The following is a 21,629-nucleotide window of genomic DNA, read 5'->3' on the forward strand; positions in this document are numbered from 1 at the left end:
GGTCGCGCAGCGTCTTAGTGCGGATGGAACGTGACGCGCTCCGGCACCGGCTTGAACGTGCCGGCACGGCTCCACAGCGGCATGGTCAGGAAGAAGGCGAAGTACAGCAGCGTACCGAGCTGCGACACCTTCTCACCCACCGGCGACGGCGGTTGCACGCCGAGGTAGCCGAGGATCAGGAACACCACCACGAAGACAACCAGGATCGTCTTGTGGAATGCGGGACGGTAGCGGATGGACTTGACCGGCGAGCAATCGAGCCACGGCATGAAGAACAGCACGATCACCGATCCGCCCATCACCAGCACGCCCCAGAACTTGGCGTCGATGAAATAGAAGCCCACGGCCAGGATCACCAGGATCGCCACCGAACCCATCTTGATGCGTGCATCCTTGGTGCGCAGGAACACCATGCCCAGCACGATGGCGAAGAACGCCCACAGGATCGGCAGGAAGTTCGCCGTGGTTGCGCGCAGCATCGAGTAGAACGGCGTGAAGTACCACACCGGCGCGATGTGCGGCGGTGTCTTCAACGGATCCGCCGGGAAGAAGTTGTTGGCTTCCAGGAAATAGCCGCCCACCTCCGGGAAGAAGAAGATCACGGCCGAGAAGATGATCAGGAAGCCGGCCACGCCCAGCAGGTCATGCACCGAGTAGTACGGGTGGAACGGGATGCCATCGAGCGGAATGCCGTTTTCATCCTTCTTCGCCTTGATTTCCACGCCGTCCGGGTTGTTCGAGCCCACTTCGTGCAGCGCGATGATGTGCGCCACCACCAGGCCCAGCAGCACCAGCGGCACCGCGATCACGTGGAAGGAGAAGAATCGGTTCAGCGTGGCATCGCTCACCACGTAGTCACCGCGGATGAACAGCGACAGGTCCTGGCCGATCACCGGAATCGCCGAGAACAGGTTCACGATCACCTGCGCGCCCCAATAGGACATCTGGCCCCAGGGCAGCAGGTAGCCCATGAACGCTTCGGCCATCAGGCACAGGAAGATCAGGCAGCCGAAGATCCAGACCAGTTCGCGCGGCTTTCGGTACGAACCGTACAGCAGCCCCCGGAACATGTGCAGGTACACCACGACGAAGAACGCCGAAGCGCCGGTGGAGTGCATGTAGCGGATCAGCCAGCCCCATGGCACTTCGCGCATGATGAATTCCACGCTGGCGAATGCCACTGGAATGCCAGCCGCGTTCAGCGTGCCGTCCGGCTTGTAGTTCATCACCAGGAAGATGCCGGTGACGATCTGGATCACCAGCACCAGCAGTGCGAGCGAACCAAAGAAGTACCAGAAGTTGAAGTTCTTCGGCGCGTAGTACTTGGAGAGGTGGTCTTCCCAAAGTTGGGTGGCTGGGAAGCGGGCGTCGATCCAACCCAGCAGCCCGGTAGTCTTGACTTCTTTTTCGGCCGCCATGATCAGGCTTCTCCTTTCTCGTCCTTGCCGATCACGAGCTTGGTGTCGGTCAGGAACTGGTACGGGGGTACGTCAAGGTTCTGCGGGGCCGGTTTGTTCTTGAACACGCGGCCAGCCAGGTCGAAGGTCGAGCCATGGCACGGGCAGAGGAAGCCGGGATCAGCGCCGAGCTGAGGGTTGGCGCCTGCGGGAAATGGGCCGGATGGCGAGCAGCCGAGGTGGGAACAGATTCCAACCACGACCAGCAGGTCCTTGTGGTCGGCACGGGAACGGCTTTCGTTCTTGCAGTACTCCGGCGTCGGCATCGTGAAGGGGACGTCGGAATTAGGGTCTGCGACTTCGGCGTCGGTCTTCTTCAGGGAAGCCATCATCTCCGGCGTGCGCCGCAGAATCCAGACTGGCTTGCCACGCCACTCCACCGTCATCATCTCACCGGGCTTCAGGGCGCCAATGTCCGCCTCGACCGGTGCGCCCGCAGCCTTCGCCTTCTCGGAAGGTGCAAAGGTACTCACGAACGGTACTGCTACTGCTACGCCTCCTACGCCGCCTGCGACAGAAGTCGCGATCAACCAATTGCGGCGACCTTTGTCCACGCTCTTCACGTCTTGCTGGTCACTCATTCCAAACCCCAGGGGATGTCATCAATTGAATCTTGCGTCAACAAAAAATTATACCTGAGGCACATCTGGCGACGATAGGCGAACTACGGATAGCCGACCGCGCTTTTATCGGTCATGGAGACGCAATTTCCGCATCCAGACTTGCACTCGAGGGTGCGATGATGCAGTCTCTGTCAAACTCAGACGTTAATCTGGAACAACAAAACGGAGAATAGCGCTATGGGAATGATGAGCGAGTTCAAGACCTTCGCCATGCGTGGCAATGTCATCGACCTGGCGGTCGGTGTCATCATCGGGGCGGCATTTGGCAAGATCGTCGATTCGGTCGTTAATGACCTGATCATGCCTGTCATCGGCAGAATCGTGGGAAAACTCGACTTTTCCAACATGTTTGTCATGCTGGCGGATCCCCCCCCAGGCACCCCGCAAACGCTGGATGCGCTGAAAAAAGCGGGCGTGCCGGTATTTGCTTACGGAAATTTCCTGACCATCGTGGTGAATTTCGTGATTCTCGCATTCATCATTTTCATGATGGTGCGTGCCTTCAACAAGATGCGCGAAAAGGAGGCAGAGCCTGCCGCGCCGGCCGTCACGCCGGAAGATATTGTTCTGCTCCGCGAAATTCGCGACAGCCTGAAAGCCCCGCGCAGCTGATGATTGCGGCCCGGCTCAGACCGGGTTCGGAATGTCGATGAAAGTGTGACGCAGCCCGAAGCGCTGCGCCAGATGTTCGCCCACTGCACGGATGCCGTAGCGTTCCGTCGCATGATGACCGGCAGCCAGATAGGCCACGCCGCTCTCCCGCGCCAGGTGCGTGGTGGGCTCGGACACCTCCCCACTCATATAAAGATCCACGCCCGCGTCCACCGCGGCCGCGAAGTACCCCTGCGCGCCGCCGGTACACCAGCCCACAGTGCGGATCATCTGGTCGGCGTCGCCGATGACCAGCGGCTCCCGCTCCAGCACGCCACCCACATGGGCCGCAAAGGCGCTGAGCGGCATGGGCTGCGGCAGCGTGCCGGTCCAGCCCAACTGATCATCGCTGAAGCGGCCCGTCGGGGTGATCCCGAGCTGCAGACCCAGTTGGGCGTTGTTGCCAAGCTCAGGATGGCTGTCTAGCGGCAGATGGTACGCCAGCAGATTGATATCGGCGCCCAGCAGGCGCTTCAGGCGGGCGTGTTTCTGGCCAACGATACAGGCGTCCTCATTTTTCCAGAAATAGCCGTGGTGCACGAGGATGGCGTCCGCGCCGGCTTCGATCGCCGCATCGATCAGCGCCAAGCTCGCCGTCACACCGGTGACAATATGGGCAACCTCCGGCCGACCCTGCACCTGGAGTCCATTCGGGCAATAGTCCTTGAAACGGGAAACCTGCAGCAGGTCGTTCAAGTACAATTCAAGCTCTTTTGTTTTCATTTTCTGCTCAAAAATCCAATATGTTGCGCCGCTTCTGGCTGTTCTTCGCTCAGGCTGTCACGGTTGTTCTGGCCGTGTGGTTCGTCGTGGCCACACTCAAACCCGAGTGGCTGCAGCGCGGGCGGGTGGCCGTGCAATCGGGTTCGCCCATTGTGGCGCTAAAAGAGGTCGTCCCCAGTGTGGAAGGTTCGGCCGCTCCGGGGTCCTATAGCGAGGCGGCCCGCCTTGCCATGCCCGCAGTCGTCAATATTTTCACCAGCAAGAACGGATCGAAGCGATCGCCCAATAATCCGCAGGCCGAAGATCCGTGGTTCCGGTTCTTCTTTGGCGACCGCTTGCCGGAGCGCCAAGAGCCGGTGTCGAGCTTGGGCTCGGGCGTGATCGTCAGTGCCGAAGGTTACATTCTAACCAACCACCACGTTGTGGATGGCGCCGACGAAATCGAGGTGGCGCTGACCGACGGACGCAAGGCAAATGCCAAGGTGGTGGGCTCCGATCCCGAAACGGACCTTGCCGTGCTGAAGGTCACGCTCAAGGACTTGCCTGCGATCACGCTGGGGCGGATCGAGAACGTGAAGGTGGGCGATGTGGTGCTGGCTATCGGCAACCCGTTTGGTGTCGGCCAGACCGTGACAATGGGTATTGTCTCGGCGCTCGGCCGCAGCCATCTCGGCATCAACACATTCGAGAACTTCATTCAGACCGATGCAGCGATCAACCCCGGTAACTCTGGTGGTGCACTGGTCGACGCACAGGGCAATCTGCTTGGCATCAACACGGCGATCTATTCGCGCTCCGGCGGCTCGCTCGGTATTGGCTTTGCGATTCCTGTGTCGACCGCCAAGCAAGTCATGGAATCGATCATCTCCACGGGTAGCGTGACACGTGGCTGGATCGGCGTGGAGCCGCAGGATCTGACCCCAGAGATTGCCGAGTCTTTCGGGCTCGAAGCCAAGGAAGGCGCGCTGATTGCAGCGGTGGTCCAGGGTGGGCCAGCTGACAAGGCCGGCGTCAAACCTGGGGATGTGCTGGTCTCGGTCGACAATCAATCGATCTCGGACACCACCGCCCTGCTCAACGCGATTGCACAGTTGAAACCGGGCGCCGAGGTGAAGATGAAGGTGATTCGACGCGGCAAACCGGCGGAACTCACTGTCACGATCGGCAAGCGCCCGCCTCCTCCGCGCAGGCCGATGCCGCTGGATGAGGAAGAGTAGGCAAGCTCGCTGCTCGCTAGTAAGTCATCCGGCATAGATATCAATACAAAAACCCCCGTCAGCAGTGACGGGGGTTTTTGTTTGTGCTGGCTGGGAGAGATATTCGTTTGGGTACATCGGCCCCCCCCGGAAGCACACGGCGCTCTTCGGCACACATGGATTCCGAAGGTATTGCTGCGGTGGATGAGAAGCCTAGCGCCCTACGATCACAGACTCGCTGCCTTCGCCAACCCCGTCCGGGCCGGCAGCATAAGGGCGACTCACCTTCCGTGTCCGCGTGCCCGGCATCGCTTTGGTCATCGGTCAGCAAGCCGGTGGCCATCCAGTATCGGACCGGATGAAGCCTCCGATTCGGGCCCGAAACCTATCGCTGGCATGCCCACACAATCAAAGCCCCGGACAAAACAAAACGCCGGCATCCGAAAGGATGCCGGCGTTCTGAAGCCAATCTGAAGCGGGCTTACACCCGCGTCAAATTAGAACTTGTGGCGCAGGCCAACCATGGCGCCGAACTGGTTGTACGAACCCAGAGTCGTGCCGAAGCCGGAGCCACCGAGGCTGCCCGGGCTAGCCGACGACGTGCCCAGAGTCGAGCCGTCCTTGTTCTTCGTGTAGGCCACGTTGAAGTAGGCGTCCGTACGCTTCGAGAAAGCGTAGTCCGTCGACACAACGAAGCTCCACGGATCAGCACCGGTGTTGCGGAAGTCTTGGTAGTACGCGGCGCCGGTCAGCGACAGAGCCGGGGTCAGCTGGTAACCCATGCCCAGCCAGTACAGGTTCGAGACGTTCGCAATCTTCGCAGCGCCGTCAACGGTGTTCACACCACCCGGCAGAACTGCGCCGCCTTGAGCGTGAGCGTAACGGTAGCCAGCGAACACCTTGGCCGGGCCGAAGGCGTACGTACCAGCGATCGACGTGCGGCGGATCTTGGCGCCGTCAGCAGCAGCGATACCAACGTTGGTTTCGTCATAGATGGCGCCAACGGAGAACGGGCCACCGTTGTACATCACGCTTGCGCTCATCTCGCGGCCCAGGTGGTAGTTACCCGGAACTTCGCCGCTGATACCTTGGTAGACGCTAGCCGTGCCAGCCGTGTTCGAGCCGGTGCTGTACAGCAGCGAGCCGGTCAGGCCACCGAACGTACCGATGTACTTGATCGAGTTGTCAGCACGTTGCTGGAATTCCGGAGCTTGAGCCGTGATCGAGTAGTTCGACGAGATGGCCATCGGGTCGAAGGCCAGACCGAAGTCATAGAACGGCGTCTGGTGGCGACCCAGGGTCAGCGTGCCGAACTGGCTTTGCATACCGACGAAGGCTTGACGACCGAACAGACGGTTGTTTTGGCCCGACGTACCGGTGTCAACGTTGAAACCGCTTTCCAGCACGAAAACGCCCTTCAGGCCACCGCCCAGGTCTTCAACGCCACGCAGGCCCCAACGGCTGCCCGACATGCCGCCCGAGTTCAGGCGCACGACGTCGTGGCTACCGGACACGCCCGGCTGGTGGTTAGCGTACTCGACGCCAGCGTCAACCACACCGTACAGGGTCACGCTCGACTGGGCATAGGCGCCACCAGCGGCCAGAGCGGCGACGGCAGCAGCAAACAGTTTCATCTTCATATCGACACTTTCCTTGTCAACTGATTGGGAAATCTTGGTTGCCCAAGTGTTTGGGCGACGCATTCACCTTCACGTCTGCGTCGTATTATGTGTCACCCCCCTTGCTCGCCAGAAGTCTTTTTCGCCGTAAACGCGGTTTACCGACGCTTCTTGTTGTGATGAAGCAACAGCAATTGGGAGGACTTTCACCAAATTGGTGCAATGCGCAGCATTCAGTCTCAGGGGTTGCCAGCCGTTAACTGATGTCCTGGGACTCAATCTGCCTGGGTTTCACCCTCGGCAGGTGCACCAAGCGGCTGTTTCGAGACGAATCGCGCCATCAGCAGCCCGAGTTCGTACAACGCGATCAGGGGTACGGCCAGCAGGAGCTGTGACATGACATCCGGCGGCGTGACGACTGCGGCGATAATAAATGCGCCGACGATCACATAAGGCCGGATTTGCTTGAGCTTCTCGAGCTCGACCACGCCGAATTTCACCAGCACGATCACCACTACCGGCACTTCGAACGTAATGCCGAAGGCCAGGAATGTCGTCATGGCGAAACTCAAGTATTTGTCGATGTCCGTCGACATGTCCGCGCCAAGCGGCGCGTTGTAGTGCGCCATGAAGTGGAACACGGTCGGGAACACCAGGAAGTATGCGAATGCGACGCCGCACAGGAACAGCACATAGGTACTGGACACCAGCGGCACGACCAGCTTCTTTTCATGCTGATAAAGTCCCGGCGCCACGAACTGCCAGATCTGGTACAGCACCCATGGCAAGGCGATGAGGAATGCGACCAGCATGGTCACCTTCATCGGAACGAAGAACGAGCCGGTGACATCGGTGACGATCATGCGTCCGCCCTTGGGCAGCGAATGCAGTAGCGGGGCCGCGAACAGATTGAAGATCTGTGGCGCCCAGTAGACCATGGCCAGGAAAACAATAATCACCCCCGCCACCGCCTTGACCAATCGCTCGCGCAATTCGATCAGGTGGGAGATGAAGGTTTCCTGCTGGGATTCGTCGTTGGGGTCTGCGGAGCCCGCCATGCTTATTCGAAGAAGGAACGGTTGCGGCCACTGGCGGGCCGGTGGCGCTTCACGCGTGCGGCGCCGGACTGCACCCACATGCGCGTGTTTTGCTGACGCTTGAACCAGATCGGACGCGCGCCCTGCTTGACGCGCCAACTCTTGCGGCCATTGTGCGACTTGTGCGCGCTGTCCCAGCTGGGCACATAGCCCGAACCCGTGTCGCTGGACGATGACGACGAGGCCGAGCCATCAAACGCTTCGTTAAGCGCCTGGGTGTGCTCGCTGACTTCCTTGTGGATGGTCTGCTCGACGTCGCGCGCGGCGTTCTCGAATTCCGTGCGCATCTTGCGCAGTTCCTCGAGTTCCACCTCGCGACTGACTTCGGCCTTGACGTCATTGATATAGCGCTGGGCGCGACCGACCAGCGCGCCGACGGTCCGCGCGACCTTCGGCAAACGCTCGGGGCCGATCACGATCAGCGCGACGGCGCCGATCAGTGCCAGCTTGGAAATGCCGAGATCGATCATGCAGACATCAGAACAGGGACACGGGAATGGCGGGCCGTCGCAACGTACGTGGCGGCGGCCGCCGCAAGGGTGACTGGCAAGGAGAAAATTCCGTCAGACAATTATTGCTGACGCGACTTTTCCTTGGCTTCGACGTCGATGGTGGTGGAATCGCGCAGTTCCTTGGCCGGAGTCGGAGTGGCCGGCTCGTCGGTATTGCCTTCCTTCATGCCGTCCTTGAAGCCCTTTACCGCACCACCCAGATCCTGGCCAATATTGCGCAGCTTCTTGGTACCGAAAACGAGCATGACGATCACCAGCACGATCAGCCAATGCCAAATGCTAAACGAACCCATTTCTTGCTCCTGATAAAGCCGCGGGCGTCGGAAGATATGCCGCCCGGCCCCGTAGTTCCGTCCCTCAAAGGCCGCGCCGGGCGACGGTTGCCGGCGCGACACCGGACCGCGACATCCGTCCCGGTCCACTCATACCTTGGTTGCCCCGAACAGTCAGGGCGCCGGCGCCTTCCACTGGCTGCGCGGTCCGCCCATCACGTGGATGTGGAGGTGGAACACTTCCTGTCCTCCGTCGGTGCCGGTGTTGATCACCGTCCGGAATCCATTGTTGCAGCCGGCCTGGCGTGCCAGTTCGGGCACCTTAAGCATCATTCTAGCAAGCACATCCGATTCGCCGGGACCGCAATCGGCCAACGAATCGACATGCGATTTAGGAATCAGCAGAAAGTGTACCGGCGCTTTGGGGTGGATATCGTGAAACGCCAGCAAGTCTTCGTCCTCATACACCTTGTTCGAAGGAATCTGGCCGGCCACGATCTTGCAGAAAATGCAATTGTCCTGGGTTTTCATGGAGATCTTGTTGCAGCTTGTCCGAATAATGCCTAGTCACTTCCGGACTTGCCGCCATCGTCTTGGGACGCCTCAGAACTGCTCGTCCGGATACATCGGCTTGCGATCATTCAGATACAGCCAGCCTTTGACGATACGATACAGCATCCACAATGACAGAACACTCCACAGGCCGATCGCCACCGGAAACAGCAATACCGTGACGAACATGCAGCCGCCCACCACGAACCACACAATAGACCACCAGAACGTGCGGATCTGCCAGGCGAAGTGCGAAGCGTAGAGCGTGCCCCGAGTGTCGTCGCGCTTCACGTAATTGACGATGATCGCGATCAACGCCGTGATGCCACCGGTGAACCAGTGGACTGCATAGAGCGCATAAAGAATGTGCGTGAGCTTGCGCAGGCCATCGAGCCTGTCAGCATCCGCGGTCGTCGTGACTTGCGAGGTATAGTCCGTCGCCATCATGCCCTCCAGGATCAAGCCGCGCCCGAACCGGTTCGGGCCGCGTGACTCGTATCCTACTCCTTGCGGCTGGCCTTCTCGACCAGTCCGGACAATCCTTCGCGGCGCGCCAGTTCATTGACGACGTCTTCCGGGGTCCGACCGATGCGAGCCAGCAGCACCATGGTGTGGAACCACAGGTCGGCCACCTCGTAGACCACCTTGCTAACGGCCTCGTCGGCCAAGTCTGCAGCCCGTGCATCCTTGGCGGCCATGACCGTTTCGGTGGCTTCCTCGCCGATCTTCTTGAGAATCGCGTCGTCACCCTTCTTGAACAGCTTGGCGACATAGGATTTCTCCGGGTCACCACCGTTTTCGGGCTTGCGCGATTCCAGCGTGGCCGCCACGCGGGCCAGGATATCGGCCTGAGACAGGTTATCGCTCATGGCTTGGCCGCGTAGATCGAGGACGGGTCCTTGAGCACCGGCTCGACGGTCTGCCAGTCCCCGGACTCGACATCGCCCTCGAACTTCTGGAAGAAGCATGAGTGACGGCCGGTGTGGCAGGCGATGCTGTCGATCTGCGTCACCTTGAGCAACACCACGTCTTCGTCACAATCCAGACGAATCTCATGCACTTTCTGGACGTGGCCTGATTCTTCGCCCTTGTGCCACAGGCGCTTGCGCGAGCGCGACCAGAACACGGCCTCGCCCAGTTCCACCGTGCGTTGCAGCGCGTCGCGATTCATGAACGCGAACATCAGGACGTCGTTGGAACCGACTTCCTGGACGATCACCGGCACCAGACCGTTGTCGTCCCACTTCACCTTGTTCAACCACTTCTTCGCCATGATCACATCCGGACGGGAATGCCCTCGCGGGCCATGAAAGCCTTTGCCTCACCAACGGTGTGCTCGCCATAGTGGAAGATGCTGGCGGCCAGTACGGCGTCGGCGTGTCCCAGGCGGATGCCATCGGCCAGATCCTGCAGGCCACCGACCCCGCCAGATGCAATAACGGGCACGGGCACCGCGTCGCTGACAGCACGCGTGAGTTCGAGGTCGAACCCGCTCTTCGTGCCATCGCGATCCATGCTGGTCAGCAGAATCTCGCCCGCGCCGCGCCGTGCCATCTCGCGGGCCCACTCCACCGCATCGAGTCCGGTGGCCTTGCGGCCGCCGTGAGTGAACACTTCCCAGCGCGGCGGTTCGCCGGGCGCGGAGCTGCGCTTGGCGTCGATGGCCACAACGATGCACTGCGAGCCGTACTTGCCCGTTGCGTCGGACACGAGCTGCGGATTGGCGATGGCCGACGAGTTCACGCTGATCTTGTCTGCGCCTGCATTCAGCAGTCGCCGCACATCTTCCACAGTGCGCACGCCACCCCCGACGGTCAGCGGTATGAACACCTGCGACGCCACCGCCTCGATGATGTGCAGGATCAGGTCGCGGCCGTCGCTGGTTGCCGTGATGTCGAGAAATGTGATTTCATCAGCACCCTGCTCGTCGTAGCGCCGCGCGATCTCGACGGGATCGCCCGCGTCGCGCAGCTCGACGAAATTGACACCCTTGACCACCCGCCCATTGGTCACGTCCAGGCAGGGGATGATACGTTTGGCTAACATGAGTTTCCTTGCCCGCCGTCGCCCGCATCGGCGACGGCTGGTTGTGGCGCGCGAGCTTGGATTACTCCGCGCCCAGCTTGTCCGCGTGGGCCTGGGCCGCCGCGAAATTCAGGTCGCCCGAGTAGATCGCGCGGCCGCAGATCACGCCTTCCACGCCTTCGCCTTCCACGGCGCAAAGCTGGTCGATGTCGGCCATGTTCGACAGGCCACCGCTGGCGATCACCGGGATCGACATCGACCGGGCCAGCTTGACCGTGGCGTCGATATTGATGCCCTGCAGCATGCCGTCGCGACCGATGTCGGTGTAGATGATCGACTCGACACCGTAGTCTTCGTACTTGCGTGCCAGGTCCGCCACCTCGTGACCGGTCAGCTTGCTCCAGCCATCGGTGGCCACCTTGCCGTCCTTGGCATCGAGGCCGACGATGATGTGGCCGCCGAATGCGGCGCAAGCGTCCTTGAGGAAGCCGGGGTTCTTCACCGCTGCCGTGCCGATGATCACGTACGACAGGCCGTCATCGAGCCAGCGCTCGATGGTATTCAGATCGCGGATGCCGCCGCCAAGCTGGACGGGGATCTCGTCGCCAACCTCGGCAATGATGGCCTTGATGGCGGCTTCGTTGCGTGGCTTGCCAACGAATGCGCCATTCAAGTCGACCAGATGCAGGCGACGCGCGCCCTGGTTGACCCAGTGACGTGCCATGGCGGCGGGATCTTCGGAAAAGACGGTGGCCTGGTCCATGTCGCCTTGTTTGAGGCGTACACACTGACCGTCCTTCAGGTCGATGGCCGGAATGAGCAACATATGCGTGACGAGCGTGGTGGTTGTGTAAAGGGAAAAAGGTAGCGATTCCGACGCCGGGCGTCGGCGCTCAGGTCATGTCAGTTTGGCAAAAGATGCGCAGTCTGGTTGGTGGCTCTGAACGAAAAGGTGATCGCTGTACGGTATTACTGGCGCTTCAGGTAACAGGTGCTTCTGACGCTTTACGGATTCCAGTGCACGAAATTCCGGTATAGCTGCAAACCCATCGCGGCGCTCTTCTCCGGGTGAAACTGCGTGGCGAAAATATTATCGCGTGCCACCGCACTGGTAAACACGACGCCATATTCAGTCTCGCCGGCGATGTGGGCCGGATCCTGCGCGTGCACATAGTAGCTGTGCACGAAGTAAAACCAGCTGTTGTCCGGAATGCCATTCCACAGCGGATGCGGCTTCGACTGGCGTACCCGGTTCCATCCCATCTGCGGCACCTTGTAGCGCGAGCCGTCGGGCTGCGTCATGCCTTCCAGTTCAAAACGGATCACCTCGCCGGGCATCAGCCCCAGCGCCGGCGTGCTGCGTTCGCCCGCACGAGCTTCGCTGCTACGTTCGAACAGCATCTGTTCGCCAACGCACACGCCCAGCATCGGCTTGGTCGCGGCGGCTTCCAGTACCGCCTCCTGCAGGCCGGAATTGCCAAGCGCGCCCATGCAGTCAGGCATCGCGCCCTGCCCCGGCAGGACCACGCGGTCTGCCGCGCGGATCGCTTCCGGGCGATCCACAACCTGGACATCCGCCTCCGGCGCCGCCGTGCGCAGGGCCTGCGCTACCGAGCGCAGGTTGCCCATGCCGTAATCCACAATTGCTATGGTAGTCATGATTTCAAAACAGGCAACAATGTCTTCAGCCCGTCCACAATGAATTCAACGGCCAGCGCCGAGAGTATTAGACCCATCAGGCGCGTGCCAATATTGATCCCGGTCTGTCCGATCACCCGCGCGATGGGGTCAGCCGCGCGGAACGTCACATACACCACAGCGCCAAGCAACACGCCAATGCCAACCAGGATCAGCAACTGGTACCAGTGCTGCGTCTTGCCCGCATAGACGATCACGGTACTGATCGACCCCGGCCCGGTCAGCAGCGGCAGCGCCAGCGGCACCACCGCGATACTGGCCTTGGCTTCGGCCTCATTCTCTTCCTCCGGCGTGGCCTTGGTACGACTGGTCTGCGCGTTCAGCATGTTCATGGCCATCATGACCATTAGCAAGCCGCCACCCACTTCCAGCGAGGCCACCGAGATATTGAAGAACTCGATGATCTGCTGGCCGAGCAACGCCGAGACCCCCACCACGATCGCCACCGATACCGATGCCGTCTTGATGGTCCGCAGCTTTTCCGCCTCGGTCTGCTGGCTGGTCAGGCTGATGAAGAACGGGATCGCCCCGATCGGATTGATCAGCGCCAGCAGCGAGATGAAGGACTTGAGCGTATCCATCGGGTGCGGGTGTCGGTGGTGGTCAGCGGGCGCCGCAACCAGCCGGCACGCCTACAGGGTGGCGCGTGAGATCAACCTGGCTTAGAGCGTGCCCTTGGTCGACGGAATCGTGTTGGCCGCGCGCGGATCCAGCTCCACCGCCATGCGCAGCGCACGCCCGAAGGCCTTGAACACCGTTTCGCATTGATGATGGGCGTTGATGCCGCGAATATTGTCGATATGGAGCGTCACGCCGGCGTGATTGACGAAACCGCGGAAGAACTCGATCGTCAGGTCAACGTCGAAGCTACCCACACGGGCGCGCGTGAACGGCACGTGGAACTCCAGGCCCGGACGGCCCGAGAAGTCGATCACCACCCGCGACAGGCACTCGTCGAGCGGCACGTAGCTGTGCCCATAGCGCGTGATGCCCTTCTTGTCGCCGATGGCACGCGCCACGGCCTGGCCCAGCGTGATGCCGACGTCTTCCACCGTATGGTGATCGTCGATATGGGTATCGCCCGTGGCTTCGACCTCGAGGTCGAACATGCCATGGCGGGCAATCTGATCCAGCATGTGGTCGAGGAACGGCACGCCGGACGCCAGTTTCTGGCGGCCAGTGCCATCGAGATTCAGCGAAACGCGGATCTGCGTTTCCGAAGTATTGCGGGTGACCTCTGCGACACGCATGGTGGGGTTAATCCTGCAACGAGGCCTTGAATGCCTCAAGAAACTGCACGTTTTCTTCCGGAGTGCTGACCGTCACGCGCAGACAGTTGGCCAGCAACGTGTGCATTTTACTCACGTTCTTGATCAATACCTTCCGGGCCAGCAGGCGATCGAAGATCTGTGCAGCATTCGGCACGCGCACCAGCACGAAGTTGGCCGCGCTCGGGAACACCGTCACGCCCGGCATTCCGGCCATGGCCTCGACCAGTTTCGACCGTTCCGCACGCAACTTGGCGGCCTGGTCATCCAGTACGGCCACGTGTTCGAGGGCGAACAGCGCGGTGGCTTCGGTCAGCACGTTGACGTTGTACGGCGGGCGCACCTTGTCGAGCTGCGACAACCATTCGGGCGCGCCGGCTACATAGCCCAGACGGATACCGGCCAGACCAAGCTTCGACACGGTACGCATGACCAGCAGGTTGCCGAATTCCGTCAGGCGCGGCATCCAGCTTTCCTGCGCGAACGGCTGGTACGCCTCGTCGACCACCACCAGGCTCTGGCACACCTCGCCTTGGGCGGCACGCACGATCGCCGCCATATCGTCGGCGTCGAACAGGTTGCCCGTTGGGTTGTTCGGGTAGGCCAGATAGATGATGGCGGGCTTGTGCTCGGCCATCGCCGCCAGCATTGCCGCGCGGTCCAGCGTGAAGTCCGGGCGCAGCGGCACACCAACGAACTCGAGCCCGGCGAACTGCGCCGACATTGCGTACATGACGAAGCCCGGCACCGGCGCCATCACCTTGGCACCCGGCCTGGCCGCGGCCAGCGACAACATGCTGATGATTTCGTCGGAGCCATTGCCCAGCAGCACATCCATGCCGGCCGGCACGTTCATCACCGTCTTGAGCTTGGCGCGCAGCGCCTCGCTGCTCGGCACCGGATAGCGATTCAGCGCGACCTCGCCGAGCCGCGCGGCCAGTTGCGCGCGCAGCTCGGGCGGCAGCCGGTACGGATTCTCCATCGCGTCGAGCTTCACCAGTCCGTGCGAATCGGCCACGTGGTAGGCGCCCATGGCGCGCACGTCGTCACGGATGATGCGTTCGATCAGGGATGGGTCTACGGCTGACATGATGGTCCTCGTTGGTCCTGCTTTGATGAATCCAGCTTAACGTTTGAAGCGGTACTCGGCACTGCGCGCGTGGGCCTGCAGGCCTTCGCCATAGGCAAGCTCGGCAGCGATCTGGCCCAGCATCTGCGCACCGTTCTCGCTCACCTCGATCAGGCTCGAACGCTTCTGGAAGTCATAGACACCCAGCGGCGACGAAAAACGGGCGGTGCGCGAAGTGGGGAGCACGTGGTTCGGGCCGGCACAGTAGTCGCCGAGCGACTCGCTCGTGTAACGGCCCAGGAAGATGGCGCCGGCATGGCGAATCTTCTCGCTCCACTGGCGCGGATTCTCGGCGGAGATCTCGAGGTGCTCCGGCGCGATCGCGTTGGCAATCTCGCAGGCTTCCTCCATGTCGCGCACCTTGACCAGTGCGCCACGGCCCGACAGCGACGCGGCGATGACCTCGCGGCGGGGCATCGTCGGCAACTGGCGCTGGATACTTTCCAGCACGCGGTTCAGGTACTCGGCATCCGGGCACAGCAGGATCGATTGCGCGAGTTCGTCGTGCTCGGCCTGCGAGAACAGGTCCATCGCCACCCAGTCGGGGTCGGTGGTGCCATCGCAGATCACGAGGATTTCCGACGGGCCGGCGATCATGTCGATACCGACCGTGCCGAACACGCGGCGCTTGGCAGCGGCCACGTAGGCATTGCCCGGGCCGACGATCTTGTCGACCTGCGGCAGCGTGGCGGTGCCGTACGCGAGCGCGCCCACGGCCTGCGCGCCACCAATCGTGTACACGCGATCGACGCCGGCGATCTGCGCGGCGGCCAGCACCAGTTCGTTACGCACGCCGCCCGGCGTCGGGACGACCATGATGACTTCCTTGACGCCAGCCACGCGCGCCGGAATTGCATTCATCAGCACCGACGACGGGTAGGCGGCCTTGCCACCCGGCACGTAGAGGCCCACGCGGTCGAGCGGGGTCACCTTCTGGCCCAGCATCGTGCCATCGGCCTCGGTGTATTCCCAGCTATGGCTGCCGCATTCGATTTTCTGCTTCTCGTGGTACGCACGCACGCGGGCAGCGGCGGCTTCCAGCGCGGCGCGGCGCTTCGGCTCGAGGTCCTCCAGCGCGGCTTCCAGTTCGGATTGCGACAATGCCAGTGCCGACATCGACGAGGCCTCCATGCGATCGAAGCGGCGCGTGTACTCGAGCACGGCCTCGTCGCCACGGCGGCGCACATCGGCCAGGATATCGGCAGCAGCGCGGTCGATCGCCTCGTCTTCGGATGCTTCGAACGCCAGCACCTGACGCAGCGCGCCGGCGAAACCGGGCTCGCGCGAATCAAGCCGGCGGATCGACAGGTTTTCCATTTCGGTATCGTTCATGACTTCTTTCCTCGCGGGTCTCCGGTCACCGCCCGCCTCAGGCGAGCGCGGCCGAGGCCCGTTCAAATGCATCGAGAATCGGCGCCAGCCGTTCGCGCTTGAGTTTGAGCGCTGCCTGGTTGACCACCAGACGCGACGAGATCTGGACGATCTCCTCCACCTCGACGAGGTTATTGGCGCGCAAGGTGCTGCCGGTGCTGACCAGATCGACGATCGCGTCGGACAGCCCCACCAGCGGCCCCAGTTCCATCGAACCGTAGAGCTTGATCAGATCAACGTGCACACCCTTCTTCGCGAAGTGCTCGCGCGCGGTCTGCACGTACTTGGTGGCCACGGCCAGGCGCGCGCCCTGGCGCACCGCATTGACGTAGTCGAAGCCGGCCGGCACCGCCACAGACATGCGGCAGCGCGCGATGTTCAGGTCGATCGGCGCGTAGAGGCCGGCCATGCCGTGCTCCATCAACACGTCCTTGCCGGCCACGCCGAAATCGGCCGCGCCGTACTGCACGTAGGTCGGCACGTCCGAAGCACGCACGATGATCACGCGCACAGCCGGATCGGACGTGGGCAGGATCAGTTTGCGCGAAGTCTCGGGATCCTCTGTCACCTGAATGCCGGCGGCAGCCAGCAGTGGCAGCGTTTCCTTGAAGATGCGGCCCTTTGACAGTGCCAGCGTAAGCTGGTCGGGCGAAGCATTGAAAGCGGGGCTCATCGTAGATTCTTCAGCAGTGTTCGGGGGCGGCTTGCCGTTTCGGCATCGTTCGTGGCGGGCGTCGTGCCTCAGCTGATGCGGAGGATCTTCGCGCCGACCGCGGACAGCTTGTTTTCCATGCGGTCGTACCCACGATCCAGGTGGTAGATGCGGTCGATCACCGTCTCGCCATCCGCCACCAGACCCGCGATCACGAGACTGGCCGACGCGCGCAGGTCGGTGGCCATCACGCTGGCGCCGGACAGTCGCGGCACACCGGTCACCACGGCCGTATTGCCTTCGGCGGTGATGTTGGCGCCCAGGCGGTTCAGTTCCTGCACGTGCATGAAGCGGTTCTCGAAGATCGTCTCGGTGATACGCGCGGTACCCTCGGCGACGGCATTGAGCGCCATGAATTGCGCCTGCATGTCGGTCGGGAACGCCGGGTATTCGGAGGTGCGGAAGCTCACGGCCTGCGCGCGCTGCGGCATGGCCAGGCGAATCCAGTCATCACCGGTTTCCACGGTAGCGCCGGCTTCGCGCAGCTTGATCAGCACAGCGTCGAGAATCAGCGGCGGGATGCCGCGCAGCACGATGTCGCCAAGCGTGGCCGCTGCGGCGCACAGGAACGTGCCCGCCTCGATGCGGTCGGCCACTACCTTGTGCTCGGCGCCGTGCAGGCGATCCACGCCCTGCACCACCAGGCGGTCAGTACCGATGCCTTCGATCTTGGCGCCCATCTTCACCAGCAGTTCGGCCAGGTCGGTGACCTCGGGCTCGCGCGCGGCGTTTTCAAGCACGGTCTCGCCTTCGGCCAGCGTGGCTGCCATCAGCAGATTCTCGGTGCCGGTCACGGTGATCATGTCCGTGACCACGCGAGCGCCCTTCAGACGATTGGCGCGGGCATGAATGAAGCCGTGCTCGATGGTGATCTCGGCGCCCATCGCTTGCAGGCCCTTGATGTGCTGGTCCACCGGACGCGCGCCAATGCCGCAACCACCGGGCAGCGATACACGTGCCTCGCCAAAGCGCGCCACCAGCGGCCCGAGCACGAGAATCGACGCGCGCATCGTCTTCACGAGGTCGTACGACGCTTCGGGCGAGTTGATGTCGGCGCCCTGCAACGTGGCGACGCCGTCGACCATCTCGGCCTTCATGCCCATCTGGCGCAGCAGCTTGAGCATGGTGCGCGTGTCCTGCAGGTCGGGAACGTTGCCGATGGTCACCGTATCGGCGGTCAGCAGGCCGGCGCACAGGATCGGCAGCGCAGCGTTCTTGGCGCCCGAGATGCGGATTTCGCCCTTGAGCGGCCCATTGCCCTGGATCTGGAATTTGTCCATGTTCTGTCAGTAGTCCCAGCCGGGCACACGCCCAGCCGGCAAAGTTGTTCTGTGGTGCGGAACGCCGCTTACTTGCCGCCAGCCTGCCATTCGGCGGGGGTCAGCGTCTTCATCGACAGCGCGTGGATCTCCGCGCGCATCCGCTCTCCCAGCGCCGCGTACACGCGCTGGTGCCGCTGGATCAGGCGTTTGCCATCGAACTCCGCGCTCACGATCGTCGCGAAGAAGTGCTGGCCGTCGCCGTCCACTTCCAGATGTTCGCAGGGCAATCCTTGGGCAATGTAATCCCTGACTTGTTCCGGTGTTGGCAGCATGTCTATCTCTGGTTGAATCCGTTAGGGCGGCACATCAGTACCGTAGCTTGTATCCGTTGCGCAGCAGCCGCAGCGCCAGCGCCGCCAGCACCACGAAGGCCACGACCACGACGGCCAGGCTCTGCAGCGGCGGCACGTCCGACACGCCAAAGAAGCCGTAGCGGAAGCCGTCGATCATGTAGAAGAACGGGTTCGCGTGGGACACAGCCTGCCAGAACGCCGGCAGCGAATGTATGGAATAGAAGACGCCGGACAGGAACGTCGCGGGCATGATCAGGAAGTTCTGAAACGCGGCCAGCTGGTCGAATTTTTCGGCCCAGATGCCGGCGATCAGGCCCAGCGTGCCGAGAATGCCCGCGCCCATCAGGCCGAACACCAGGATCCAGCCGATATGGGCGAAATGCAGGTTGGCGAACCAGGCGGTCACCAGCAGCACGCCCAGGCCGACGCAGAGCCCACGGATGATCGACGCCACCACGTAGGCGCCAAACATTTCCCAGTGCGACAGCGGCGGCAGCAGGATGAACACCAGGTTGCCCGTGATCTTTGACTGGATCAGCGACGACGAGCTGTTCGCGAACGCATTCTGCAGCACGCTCATCATTACCAGGCCCGGCACCAGGAACGCGGTATAGCTGATCTGGTCGTAGACGCGCACGCGGTCTTCCAGCACGTGACCAAAGATCAACAGGTACAGCACAGCGGTCAGGACCGGCGCGGCCACGGTCTGGAAGGACACCTTCCAGAAACGCAGCACCTCCTTGTAGAGCAACGTGCGGAAGCCGATCAGGCCACCCACGGCCATCGACTCCAGGCGCTGCTGGTCGGCAACGTCGATTTCAGCCGGGTTCTTCATGCCGCAGCCTCCATCGCGGTATTGGGCAGGGCGCCCGGCATCTGGCCTTCGCGGCGCATGATCTGGACGAACACGTCCTCGAGGTCGGCCTTGCTGATTTCCATGTCTTCGATTTCGCAACCGGCTTCCCGCAGCGCAGCAAGAATCGGCTCCACGGCTTCGTATCCGGACAGGCGCAGGCGATGCGCGCGCTCCCCCGGGTTGGACGGCGTGCGCAGCGCTTCCAGCGCCGGCGGCAGCGTGCCCCGTGACAGCGTGAGCACCAGTTGCAGCCCGGCGAACTGGGTCAGCAGGTTGCTGGTGCGGTCCAGCGCCACCACTTCCCCGAACTTGAGCATGGCGATGCGATCGCACAGCGCCTCGGCTTCTTCCAGGTAGTGGGTGGTCAGGATGATCGTGTGGCCCTCGCGGTTCAGGCGCGAGATGAACTTCCAGAGCGTCTGGCGCAGTTCCACGTCCACGCCGGCGGTCGGCTCGTCCAGCACGATCACGGGCGGCCGGTGCACCAGCGCCTGCGCCACCAGCACGCGGCGCTTCATGCCGCCCGAGAGCTGGCGCATGTTGCTGTCCGCCTTGTTCGTGAGATCGAGATTGGCCATGATCTCGTCGATCCAGTCGTCGTTGCGCGTCAGCCCGAAGTAGCCCGATTGCAGGCGCAGGGTCTCGCGCACCGTGAAGAACGGGTCGAAGACCAGTTCCTGCGGCACCACGCCCAGCATGCGGCGCGCCATGCGGTAGTCGTCCACGACGTCGTGGCCAAGCACGCTGACGCGTCCCGAATTGGCGCGGTTCAGGCCCGCGAGGATCGAGATCAGCGTGGTCTTGCCCGCGCCGTTGGGCCCGAGCAGGCCGAAAAACTCGCCGCGCTCGACGCTGAAACTGACCCCCTTGAGCGCCTGCAGATTGCGGTAGCGCTTGCGGACATCGGTAATTTCGATGGCTTTCATGGCCGAATGTCTTGTGACTGGGCCGCTTTGCGGCCGGCCTATCTTGAGTTGGGGAACGCCCTTGAGGTTAGCCGCGCAGCACCTGGGGGAATCGTGTCAGGACACTTGGGGACGACTTGGGGACGAACAACCCGGAATTATAGGGGATGCAGGGGAAACCCCGCTTTGCTCGACGCGACGCCGACCCTCGGCCGGACGCCGTGGCATCGCATGGCTACGCGCGAAAGCTGCTGGCGCGCGGCAACGGATGCCGGTTCAATGTCGGTGGTGATGGTCCGCGTGATCGGCGGCCGAAGCGAGGCCCAGCAGGCCATCGACGCCATAGAGACTGGCCAGCGACCGCAGCTGGGCGGGCACGCCACTCAATGCCAGGGTCTGCCCGCGCCGCGACGCGACACGTTGCCAGGCCAGCAGCACGGCAACGGCAGCCGAATCGACCTGCTGCAGCGCGCTGCAATCGACCGTCACTTCGCCCTGCGTCACACGCGACAGCCCGTCACGCAGCACAGTGGCGGCGTTGCGGTTGGTCAGCGAATTGCCAAGGGCGGGCATGAAAGGTCGTGGAATCAGGGAGATGGAAATGAAACGCTCCCGCTCAGCGGTTGCAGGCGGGAGCGAACGGCCATTGTAGACCAGATCGTTGCGACGTGGTGCGCCGCAACGAAATCCGGATCAGCCCTTGGCGCTGGCCAACTGGCGGTTGCGGTCCTGCAGCGTCTTGATGATGCCGTCGACACCCTGCTGGTTGGCGATCGTGTTGAAGCTGCCCTTGTAGGCCTCGGTCAGCCAGGCGCCCAGCACGTTGATGTCGTAGACCTTCCAGCCTTGCGCGGTCTTCTCGAGACGGTAGTCGAGCTGGATCGGCTCGCCCTTGTTGATCACCTGGGTGCGGATCGTGGCATCGGTGTCCTCAGGCGTGCCGCGGTACGGACGGAACTGGACCTGCTGGTCGCGAATCTGCGCGATGGCGCCCGCGTACGTGCGGATCAGCAGCGTCTTGAACTCGTCGGTGATGACCTTCTGCTGCTCGGGCGACGCCTTCGACCAGTTACGGCCCATCGCGATCTGCGTGGTCTTGGTGAAATTGGCGTTCGGCAGGATCTTCTGCTCCACCAGCGCCGAGATCTTGCCAATGTTGCCGGCCTGCATGTCCTTGTCCGCGCGCACGCTGGTCATCACGTCGTTGACCACGGACTTGACCAGGCCGTCAGGGGTAGACGTGTCCGCCGCCTGCTGGGCGTGCGCGGCACCGGCGAAGGCGAAAACGGTGAGGAAGGGAAGCAGCAGTCGCTTGATCATCGTGAATATCCTTTCGATTCTGGTCCGG

27 protein-coding genes are annotated in these 21,629 nt (G+C 62.3%); 2 read left to right on the forward strand and 25 right to left on the reverse strand.

The features are described 5' to 3' along the window. Nucleotides 1–14 precede the first annotated feature (14 nt). Nucleotides 15–1,418, reverse strand: a complete 1,404-nt coding sequence (locus WD006_RS23915; protein ID WP_011517711.1) for a cytochrome b — start codon at nt 1,416–1,418, stop codon at nt 15–17. Nucleotides 1,419–1,420: 2 nt separating this feature from the next. Next, nucleotides 1,421–2,038: a ubiquinol-cytochrome c reductase iron-sulfur subunit gene (gene petA, locus WD006_RS23920; protein WP_011517712.1), complete on the reverse strand. Its 618-nt coding sequence runs from the start codon at nt 2,036–2,038 to the stop codon at nt 1,421–1,423. Between the two features lie 219 nt (nt 2,039–2,257). Between petA and mscL the strand changes: the two genes are divergently transcribed. After that, nucleotides 2,258–2,692: a large conductance mechanosensitive channel protein MscL gene (gene mscL / locus WD006_RS23925; protein WP_011517713.1), complete on the forward strand. Its 435-nt coding sequence runs from the start codon at nt 2,258–2,260 to the stop codon at nt 2,690–2,692. Between the two features lie 15 nt (nt 2,693–2,707). On the opposite strand, the gene WD006_RS23930 is transcribed toward mscL, so the two are convergent. Beyond that, nucleotides 2,708–3,454 carry a Nif3-like dinuclear metal center hexameric protein gene (locus WD006_RS23930; RefSeq protein WP_011517714.1) on the reverse strand — a complete coding sequence of 249 codons (747 nt, stop codon included), beginning with the start codon at nt 3,452–3,454 and terminating at the stop codon, nt 2,708–2,710. 20 nt (nt 3,455–3,474) lie between these two features. Between WD006_RS23930 and WD006_RS23935 the strand changes: the two genes are divergently transcribed. Then, entirely contained in the window at nt 3,475–4,671 is a 1,197-nt protein-coding gene (locus WD006_RS23935) for a Do family serine endopeptidase (protein WP_011517715.1), read from the forward strand. A 476-nt stretch (nt 4,672–5,147) separates the two neighbouring features. Here the strand turns inward: WD006_RS23935 and WD006_RS23940 are convergent, their stop codons facing one another. The 22 genes from WD006_RS23940 to WD006_RS24045 all read right to left on the reverse strand — a co-directional run bounded on the left by WD006_RS23940 (nt 5,148) and on the right by WD006_RS24045 (nt 21,601). Then, nucleotides 5,148–6,290, reverse strand: a complete 1,143-nt coding sequence (locus WD006_RS23940) for a porin (RefSeq protein WP_029308622.1) — start codon at nt 6,288–6,290, stop codon at nt 5,148–5,150. Nucleotides 6,291–6,544: 254 nt separating this feature from the next. Then, nucleotides 6,545–7,327: a twin-arginine translocase subunit TatC gene (gene tatC, locus WD006_RS23945; RefSeq protein WP_008643069.1), complete on the reverse strand. Its 783-nt coding sequence runs from the start codon at nt 7,325–7,327 to the stop codon at nt 6,545–6,547. A gap of 2 nt (nt 7,328–7,329) precedes the next feature. Continuing rightward, a complete protein-coding gene (gene tatB, locus WD006_RS23950; RefSeq protein WP_011517717.1) occupies nt 7,330–7,836 on the reverse strand; it encodes a Sec-independent protein translocase protein TatB in 507 nt (168 codons plus the stop codon). A gap of 101 nt (nt 7,837–7,937) precedes the next feature. Next, nucleotides 7,938–8,171 carry a Sec-independent protein translocase subunit TatA gene (gene tatA / locus WD006_RS23955; RefSeq protein WP_011517718.1) on the reverse strand — a complete coding sequence of 78 codons (234 nt, stop codon included), beginning with the start codon at nt 8,169–8,171 and terminating at the stop codon, nt 7,938–7,940. A 153-nt stretch (nt 8,172–8,324) separates the two neighbouring features. Beyond that, the gene (locus WD006_RS23960) at nt 8,325–8,681 is read right to left on the reverse strand and encodes a histidine triad nucleotide-binding protein (RefSeq protein WP_008643063.1); all 357 of its coding nucleotides are present in this window, start codon (nt 8,679–8,681) and stop codon (nt 8,325–8,327) included. A 72-nt stretch (nt 8,682–8,753) separates the two neighbouring features. Beyond that, nucleotides 8,754–9,149 (reverse strand): DUF4870 family protein, encoded by a 396-nt coding sequence (locus WD006_RS23965; protein WP_008643061.1) that lies wholly within the window; start codon nt 9,147–9,149, stop codon nt 8,754–8,756. A gap of 53 nt (nt 9,150–9,202) precedes the next feature. Then, the gene (locus WD006_RS23970) at nt 9,203–9,571 is read right to left on the reverse strand and encodes a phosphoribosyl-ATP diphosphatase (RefSeq protein ID WP_008643059.1); all 369 of its coding nucleotides are present in this window, start codon (nt 9,569–9,571) and stop codon (nt 9,203–9,205) included. Then, nucleotides 9,568–9,975, reverse strand: coding sequence for a phosphoribosyl-AMP cyclohydrolase (hisI, locus tag WD006_RS23975; RefSeq protein WP_008643058.1), 408 nt, complete (start codon nt 9,973–9,975; stop codon nt 9,568–9,570). Before hisI ends, WD006_RS23970 begins: the two co-directional genes overlap by 4 nt. Nucleotides 9,976–9,977: 2 nt before the next feature. Continuing rightward, nucleotides 9,978–10,748 carry an imidazole glycerol phosphate synthase subunit HisF gene (gene hisF / locus WD006_RS23980; protein ID WP_008643056.1) on the reverse strand — a complete coding sequence of 257 codons (771 nt, stop codon included), beginning with the start codon at nt 10,746–10,748 and terminating at the stop codon, nt 9,978–9,980. A 61-nt stretch (nt 10,749–10,809) separates the two neighbouring features. Beyond that, entirely contained in the window at nt 10,810–11,553 is a 744-nt protein-coding gene (gene hisA, locus WD006_RS23985) for a 1-(5-phosphoribosyl)-5-[(5-phosphoribosylamino)methylideneamino]imidazole-4-carboxamide isomerase (protein ID WP_008643054.1), read from the reverse strand. A 179-nt stretch (nt 11,554–11,732) separates the two neighbouring features. After that, complete coding sequence (gene hisH, locus WD006_RS23990; protein ID WP_011517720.1) at nt 11,733–12,386, reverse strand: imidazole glycerol phosphate synthase subunit HisH; 654 nt, start codon at nt 12,384–12,386, stop codon at nt 11,733–11,735. Further along, nucleotides 12,383–13,006, reverse strand: a complete 624-nt coding sequence (locus WD006_RS23995) for a YchE family NAAT transporter (RefSeq protein WP_008643049.1) — start codon at nt 13,004–13,006, stop codon at nt 12,383–12,385. Before WD006_RS23995 ends, hisH begins: the two co-directional genes overlap by 4 nt. 81 nt (nt 13,007–13,087) lie before the next feature. Beyond that, nucleotides 13,088–13,675, reverse strand: a complete 588-nt coding sequence (gene hisB, locus WD006_RS24000) for an imidazoleglycerol-phosphate dehydratase HisB (RefSeq protein WP_011517721.1) — start codon at nt 13,673–13,675, stop codon at nt 13,088–13,090. A 7-nt stretch (nt 13,676–13,682) separates the two neighbouring features. After that, nucleotides 13,683–14,783, reverse strand: a complete 1,101-nt coding sequence (hisC, locus tag WD006_RS24005) for a histidinol-phosphate transaminase (protein WP_029308624.1) — start codon at nt 14,781–14,783, stop codon at nt 13,683–13,685. Between the two features lie 36 nt (nt 14,784–14,819). After that, complete coding sequence (gene hisD, locus WD006_RS24010) at nt 14,820–16,154, reverse strand: histidinol dehydrogenase (RefSeq protein WP_011517723.1); 1,335 nt, start codon at nt 16,152–16,154, stop codon at nt 14,820–14,822. Between the two features lie 37 nt (nt 16,155–16,191). Beyond that, on the reverse strand, nt 16,192–16,866 hold the full coding sequence (gene hisG, locus WD006_RS24015; RefSeq protein ID WP_008643045.1) for an ATP phosphoribosyltransferase: 675 nt from the start codon (nt 16,864–16,866) through the stop codon (nt 16,192–16,194). 68 nt (nt 16,867–16,934) lie between these two features. Further along, complete coding sequence (murA, locus tag WD006_RS24020; RefSeq protein WP_011517724.1) at nt 16,935–18,185, reverse strand: UDP-N-acetylglucosamine 1-carboxyvinyltransferase; 1,251 nt, start codon at nt 18,183–18,185, stop codon at nt 16,935–16,937. A 68-nt stretch (nt 18,186–18,253) separates the two neighbouring features. Continuing rightward, nucleotides 18,254–18,499: a BolA family protein gene (locus WD006_RS24025; RefSeq protein ID WP_011517725.1), complete on the reverse strand. Its 246-nt coding sequence runs from the start codon at nt 18,497–18,499 to the stop codon at nt 18,254–18,256. Between the two features lie 34 nt (nt 18,500–18,533). Then, nucleotides 18,534–19,355 carry an ABC transporter permease gene (locus WD006_RS24030; protein ID WP_011517726.1) on the reverse strand — a complete coding sequence of 274 codons (822 nt, stop codon included), beginning with the start codon at nt 19,353–19,355 and terminating at the stop codon, nt 18,534–18,536. Continuing rightward, the gene (locus WD006_RS24035; RefSeq protein WP_008643041.1) at nt 19,352–20,302 is read right to left on the reverse strand and encodes an ABC transporter ATP-binding protein; all 951 of its coding nucleotides are present in this window, start codon (nt 20,300–20,302) and stop codon (nt 19,352–19,354) included. The genes WD006_RS24030 and WD006_RS24035 overlap by 4 nt, the downstream gene beginning before the upstream one ends. Nucleotides 20,303–20,557: 255 nt before the next feature. After that, complete coding sequence (locus WD006_RS24040; RefSeq protein WP_008643040.1) at nt 20,558–20,854, reverse strand: STAS domain-containing protein; 297 nt, start codon at nt 20,852–20,854, stop codon at nt 20,558–20,560. A 120-nt stretch (nt 20,855–20,974) separates the two neighbouring features. After that, nucleotides 20,975–21,601 (reverse strand): MlaC/ttg2D family ABC transporter substrate-binding protein, encoded by a 627-nt coding sequence (locus tag WD006_RS24045; protein ID WP_029308625.1) that lies wholly within the window; start codon nt 21,599–21,601, stop codon nt 20,975–20,977. Nucleotides 21,602–21,629: the final 28 nt, after the last annotated feature.

Source organism: Cupriavidus sp. Met-2, from assembly GCF_049843575.1.
GTDB classification, from domain to species: domain Bacteria; phylum Pseudomonadota; class Gammaproteobacteria; order Burkholderiales; family Burkholderiaceae; genus Cupriavidus; species Cupriavidus metallidurans.

Bases quoted from the DNA above. Each gene is read 5' to 3' on its own strand.
- WD006_RS23915 (WP_011517711.1), bottom strand. From the start codon at position 1,418: ATGGCGGCCGAAAAAGAAGTCAAGACTACCGGGCTGCTGGGTTGGATC.
- petA (WP_011517712.1), bottom strand. From the start codon at position 2,038: ATGAGTGACCAGCAAGACGTGAAGAGCGTGGACAAAGGTCGCCGCAAT.
- mscL (WP_011517713.1), top strand. From the start codon at position 2,258: ATGGGAATGATGAGCGAGTTCAAGACCTTCGCCATGCGTGGCAATGTC.
- WD006_RS23930 (WP_011517714.1), bottom strand. From the start codon at position 3,454: ATGAAAACAAAAGAGCTTGAATTGTACTTGAACGACCTGCTGCAGGTT.
- WD006_RS23935 (WP_011517715.1), top strand. From the start codon at position 3,475: ATGTTGCGCCGCTTCTGGCTGTTCTTCGCTCAGGCTGTCACGGTTGTT.
- WD006_RS23940 (WP_029308622.1), bottom strand. From the start codon at position 6,290: ATGAAGATGAAACTGTTTGCTGCTGCCGTCGCCGCTCTGGCCGCTGGT.
- tatC (WP_008643069.1), bottom strand. From the start codon at position 7,327: ATGGCGGGCTCCGCAGACCCCAACGACGAATCCCAGCAGGAAACCTTC.
- tatB (WP_011517717.1), bottom strand. From the start codon at position 7,836: ATGATCGATCTCGGCATTTCCAAGCTGGCACTGATCGGCGCCGTCGCG.
- tatA (WP_011517718.1), bottom strand. From the start codon at position 8,171: ATGGGTTCGTTTAGCATTTGGCATTGGCTGATCGTGCTGGTGATCGTC.
- WD006_RS23960 (WP_008643063.1), bottom strand. From the start codon at position 8,681: ATGAAAACCCAGGACAATTGCATTTTCTGCAAGATCGTGGCCGGCCAG.
- WD006_RS23965 (WP_008643061.1), bottom strand. From the start codon at position 9,149: ATGATGGCGACGGACTATACCTCGCAAGTCACGACGACCGCGGATGCT.
- WD006_RS23970 (WP_008643059.1), bottom strand. From the start codon at position 9,571: ATGAGCGATAACCTGTCTCAGGCCGATATCCTGGCCCGCGTGGCGGCC.
- hisI (WP_008643058.1), bottom strand. From the start codon at position 9,975: ATGGCGAAGAAGTGGTTGAACAAGGTGAAGTGGGACGACAACGGTCTG.
- hisF (WP_008643056.1), bottom strand. From the start codon at position 10,748: ATGTTAGCCAAACGTATCATCCCCTGCCTGGACGTGACCAATGGGCGG.
- hisA (WP_008643054.1), bottom strand. From the start codon at position 11,553: ATGTTGCTCATTCCGGCCATCGACCTGAAGGACGGTCAGTGTGTACGC.
- hisH (WP_011517720.1), bottom strand. From the start codon at position 12,386: ATGACTACCATAGCAATTGTGGATTACGGCATGGGCAACCTGCGCTCG.
- WD006_RS23995 (WP_008643049.1), bottom strand. From the start codon at position 13,006: ATGGATACGCTCAAGTCCTTCATCTCGCTGCTGGCGCTGATCAATCCG.
- hisB (WP_011517721.1), bottom strand. From the start codon at position 13,675: ATGCGTGTCGCAGAGGTCACCCGCAATACTTCGGAAACGCAGATCCGC.
- hisC (WP_029308624.1), bottom strand. From the start codon at position 14,783: ATGTCAGCCGTAGACCCATCCCTGATCGAACGCATCATCCGTGACGAC.
- hisD (WP_011517723.1), bottom strand. From the start codon at position 16,154: ATGAACGATACCGAAATGGAAAACCTGTCGATCCGCCGGCTTGATTCG.
- hisG (WP_008643045.1), bottom strand. From the start codon at position 16,866: ATGAGCCCCGCTTTCAATGCTTCGCCCGACCAGCTTACGCTGGCACTG.
- murA (WP_011517724.1), bottom strand. From the start codon at position 18,185: ATGGACAAATTCCAGATCCAGGGCAATGGGCCGCTCAAGGGCGAAATC.
- WD006_RS24025 (WP_011517725.1), bottom strand. From the start codon at position 18,499: ATGCTGCCAACACCGGAACAAGTCAGGGATTACATTGCCCAAGGATTG.
- WD006_RS24030 (WP_011517726.1), bottom strand. From the start codon at position 19,355: ATGAAGAACCCGGCTGAAATCGACGTTGCCGACCAGCAGCGCCTGGAG.
- WD006_RS24035 (WP_008643041.1), bottom strand. From the start codon at position 20,302: ATGAAAGCCATCGAAATTACCGATGTCCGCAAGCGCTACCGCAATCTG.
- WD006_RS24040 (WP_008643040.1), bottom strand. From the start codon at position 20,854: ATGCCCGCCCTTGGCAATTCGCTGACCAACCGCAACGCCGCCACTGTG.
- WD006_RS24045 (WP_029308625.1), bottom strand. From the start codon at position 21,601: ATGATCAAGCGACTGCTGCTTCCCTTCCTCACCGTTTTCGCCTTCGCC.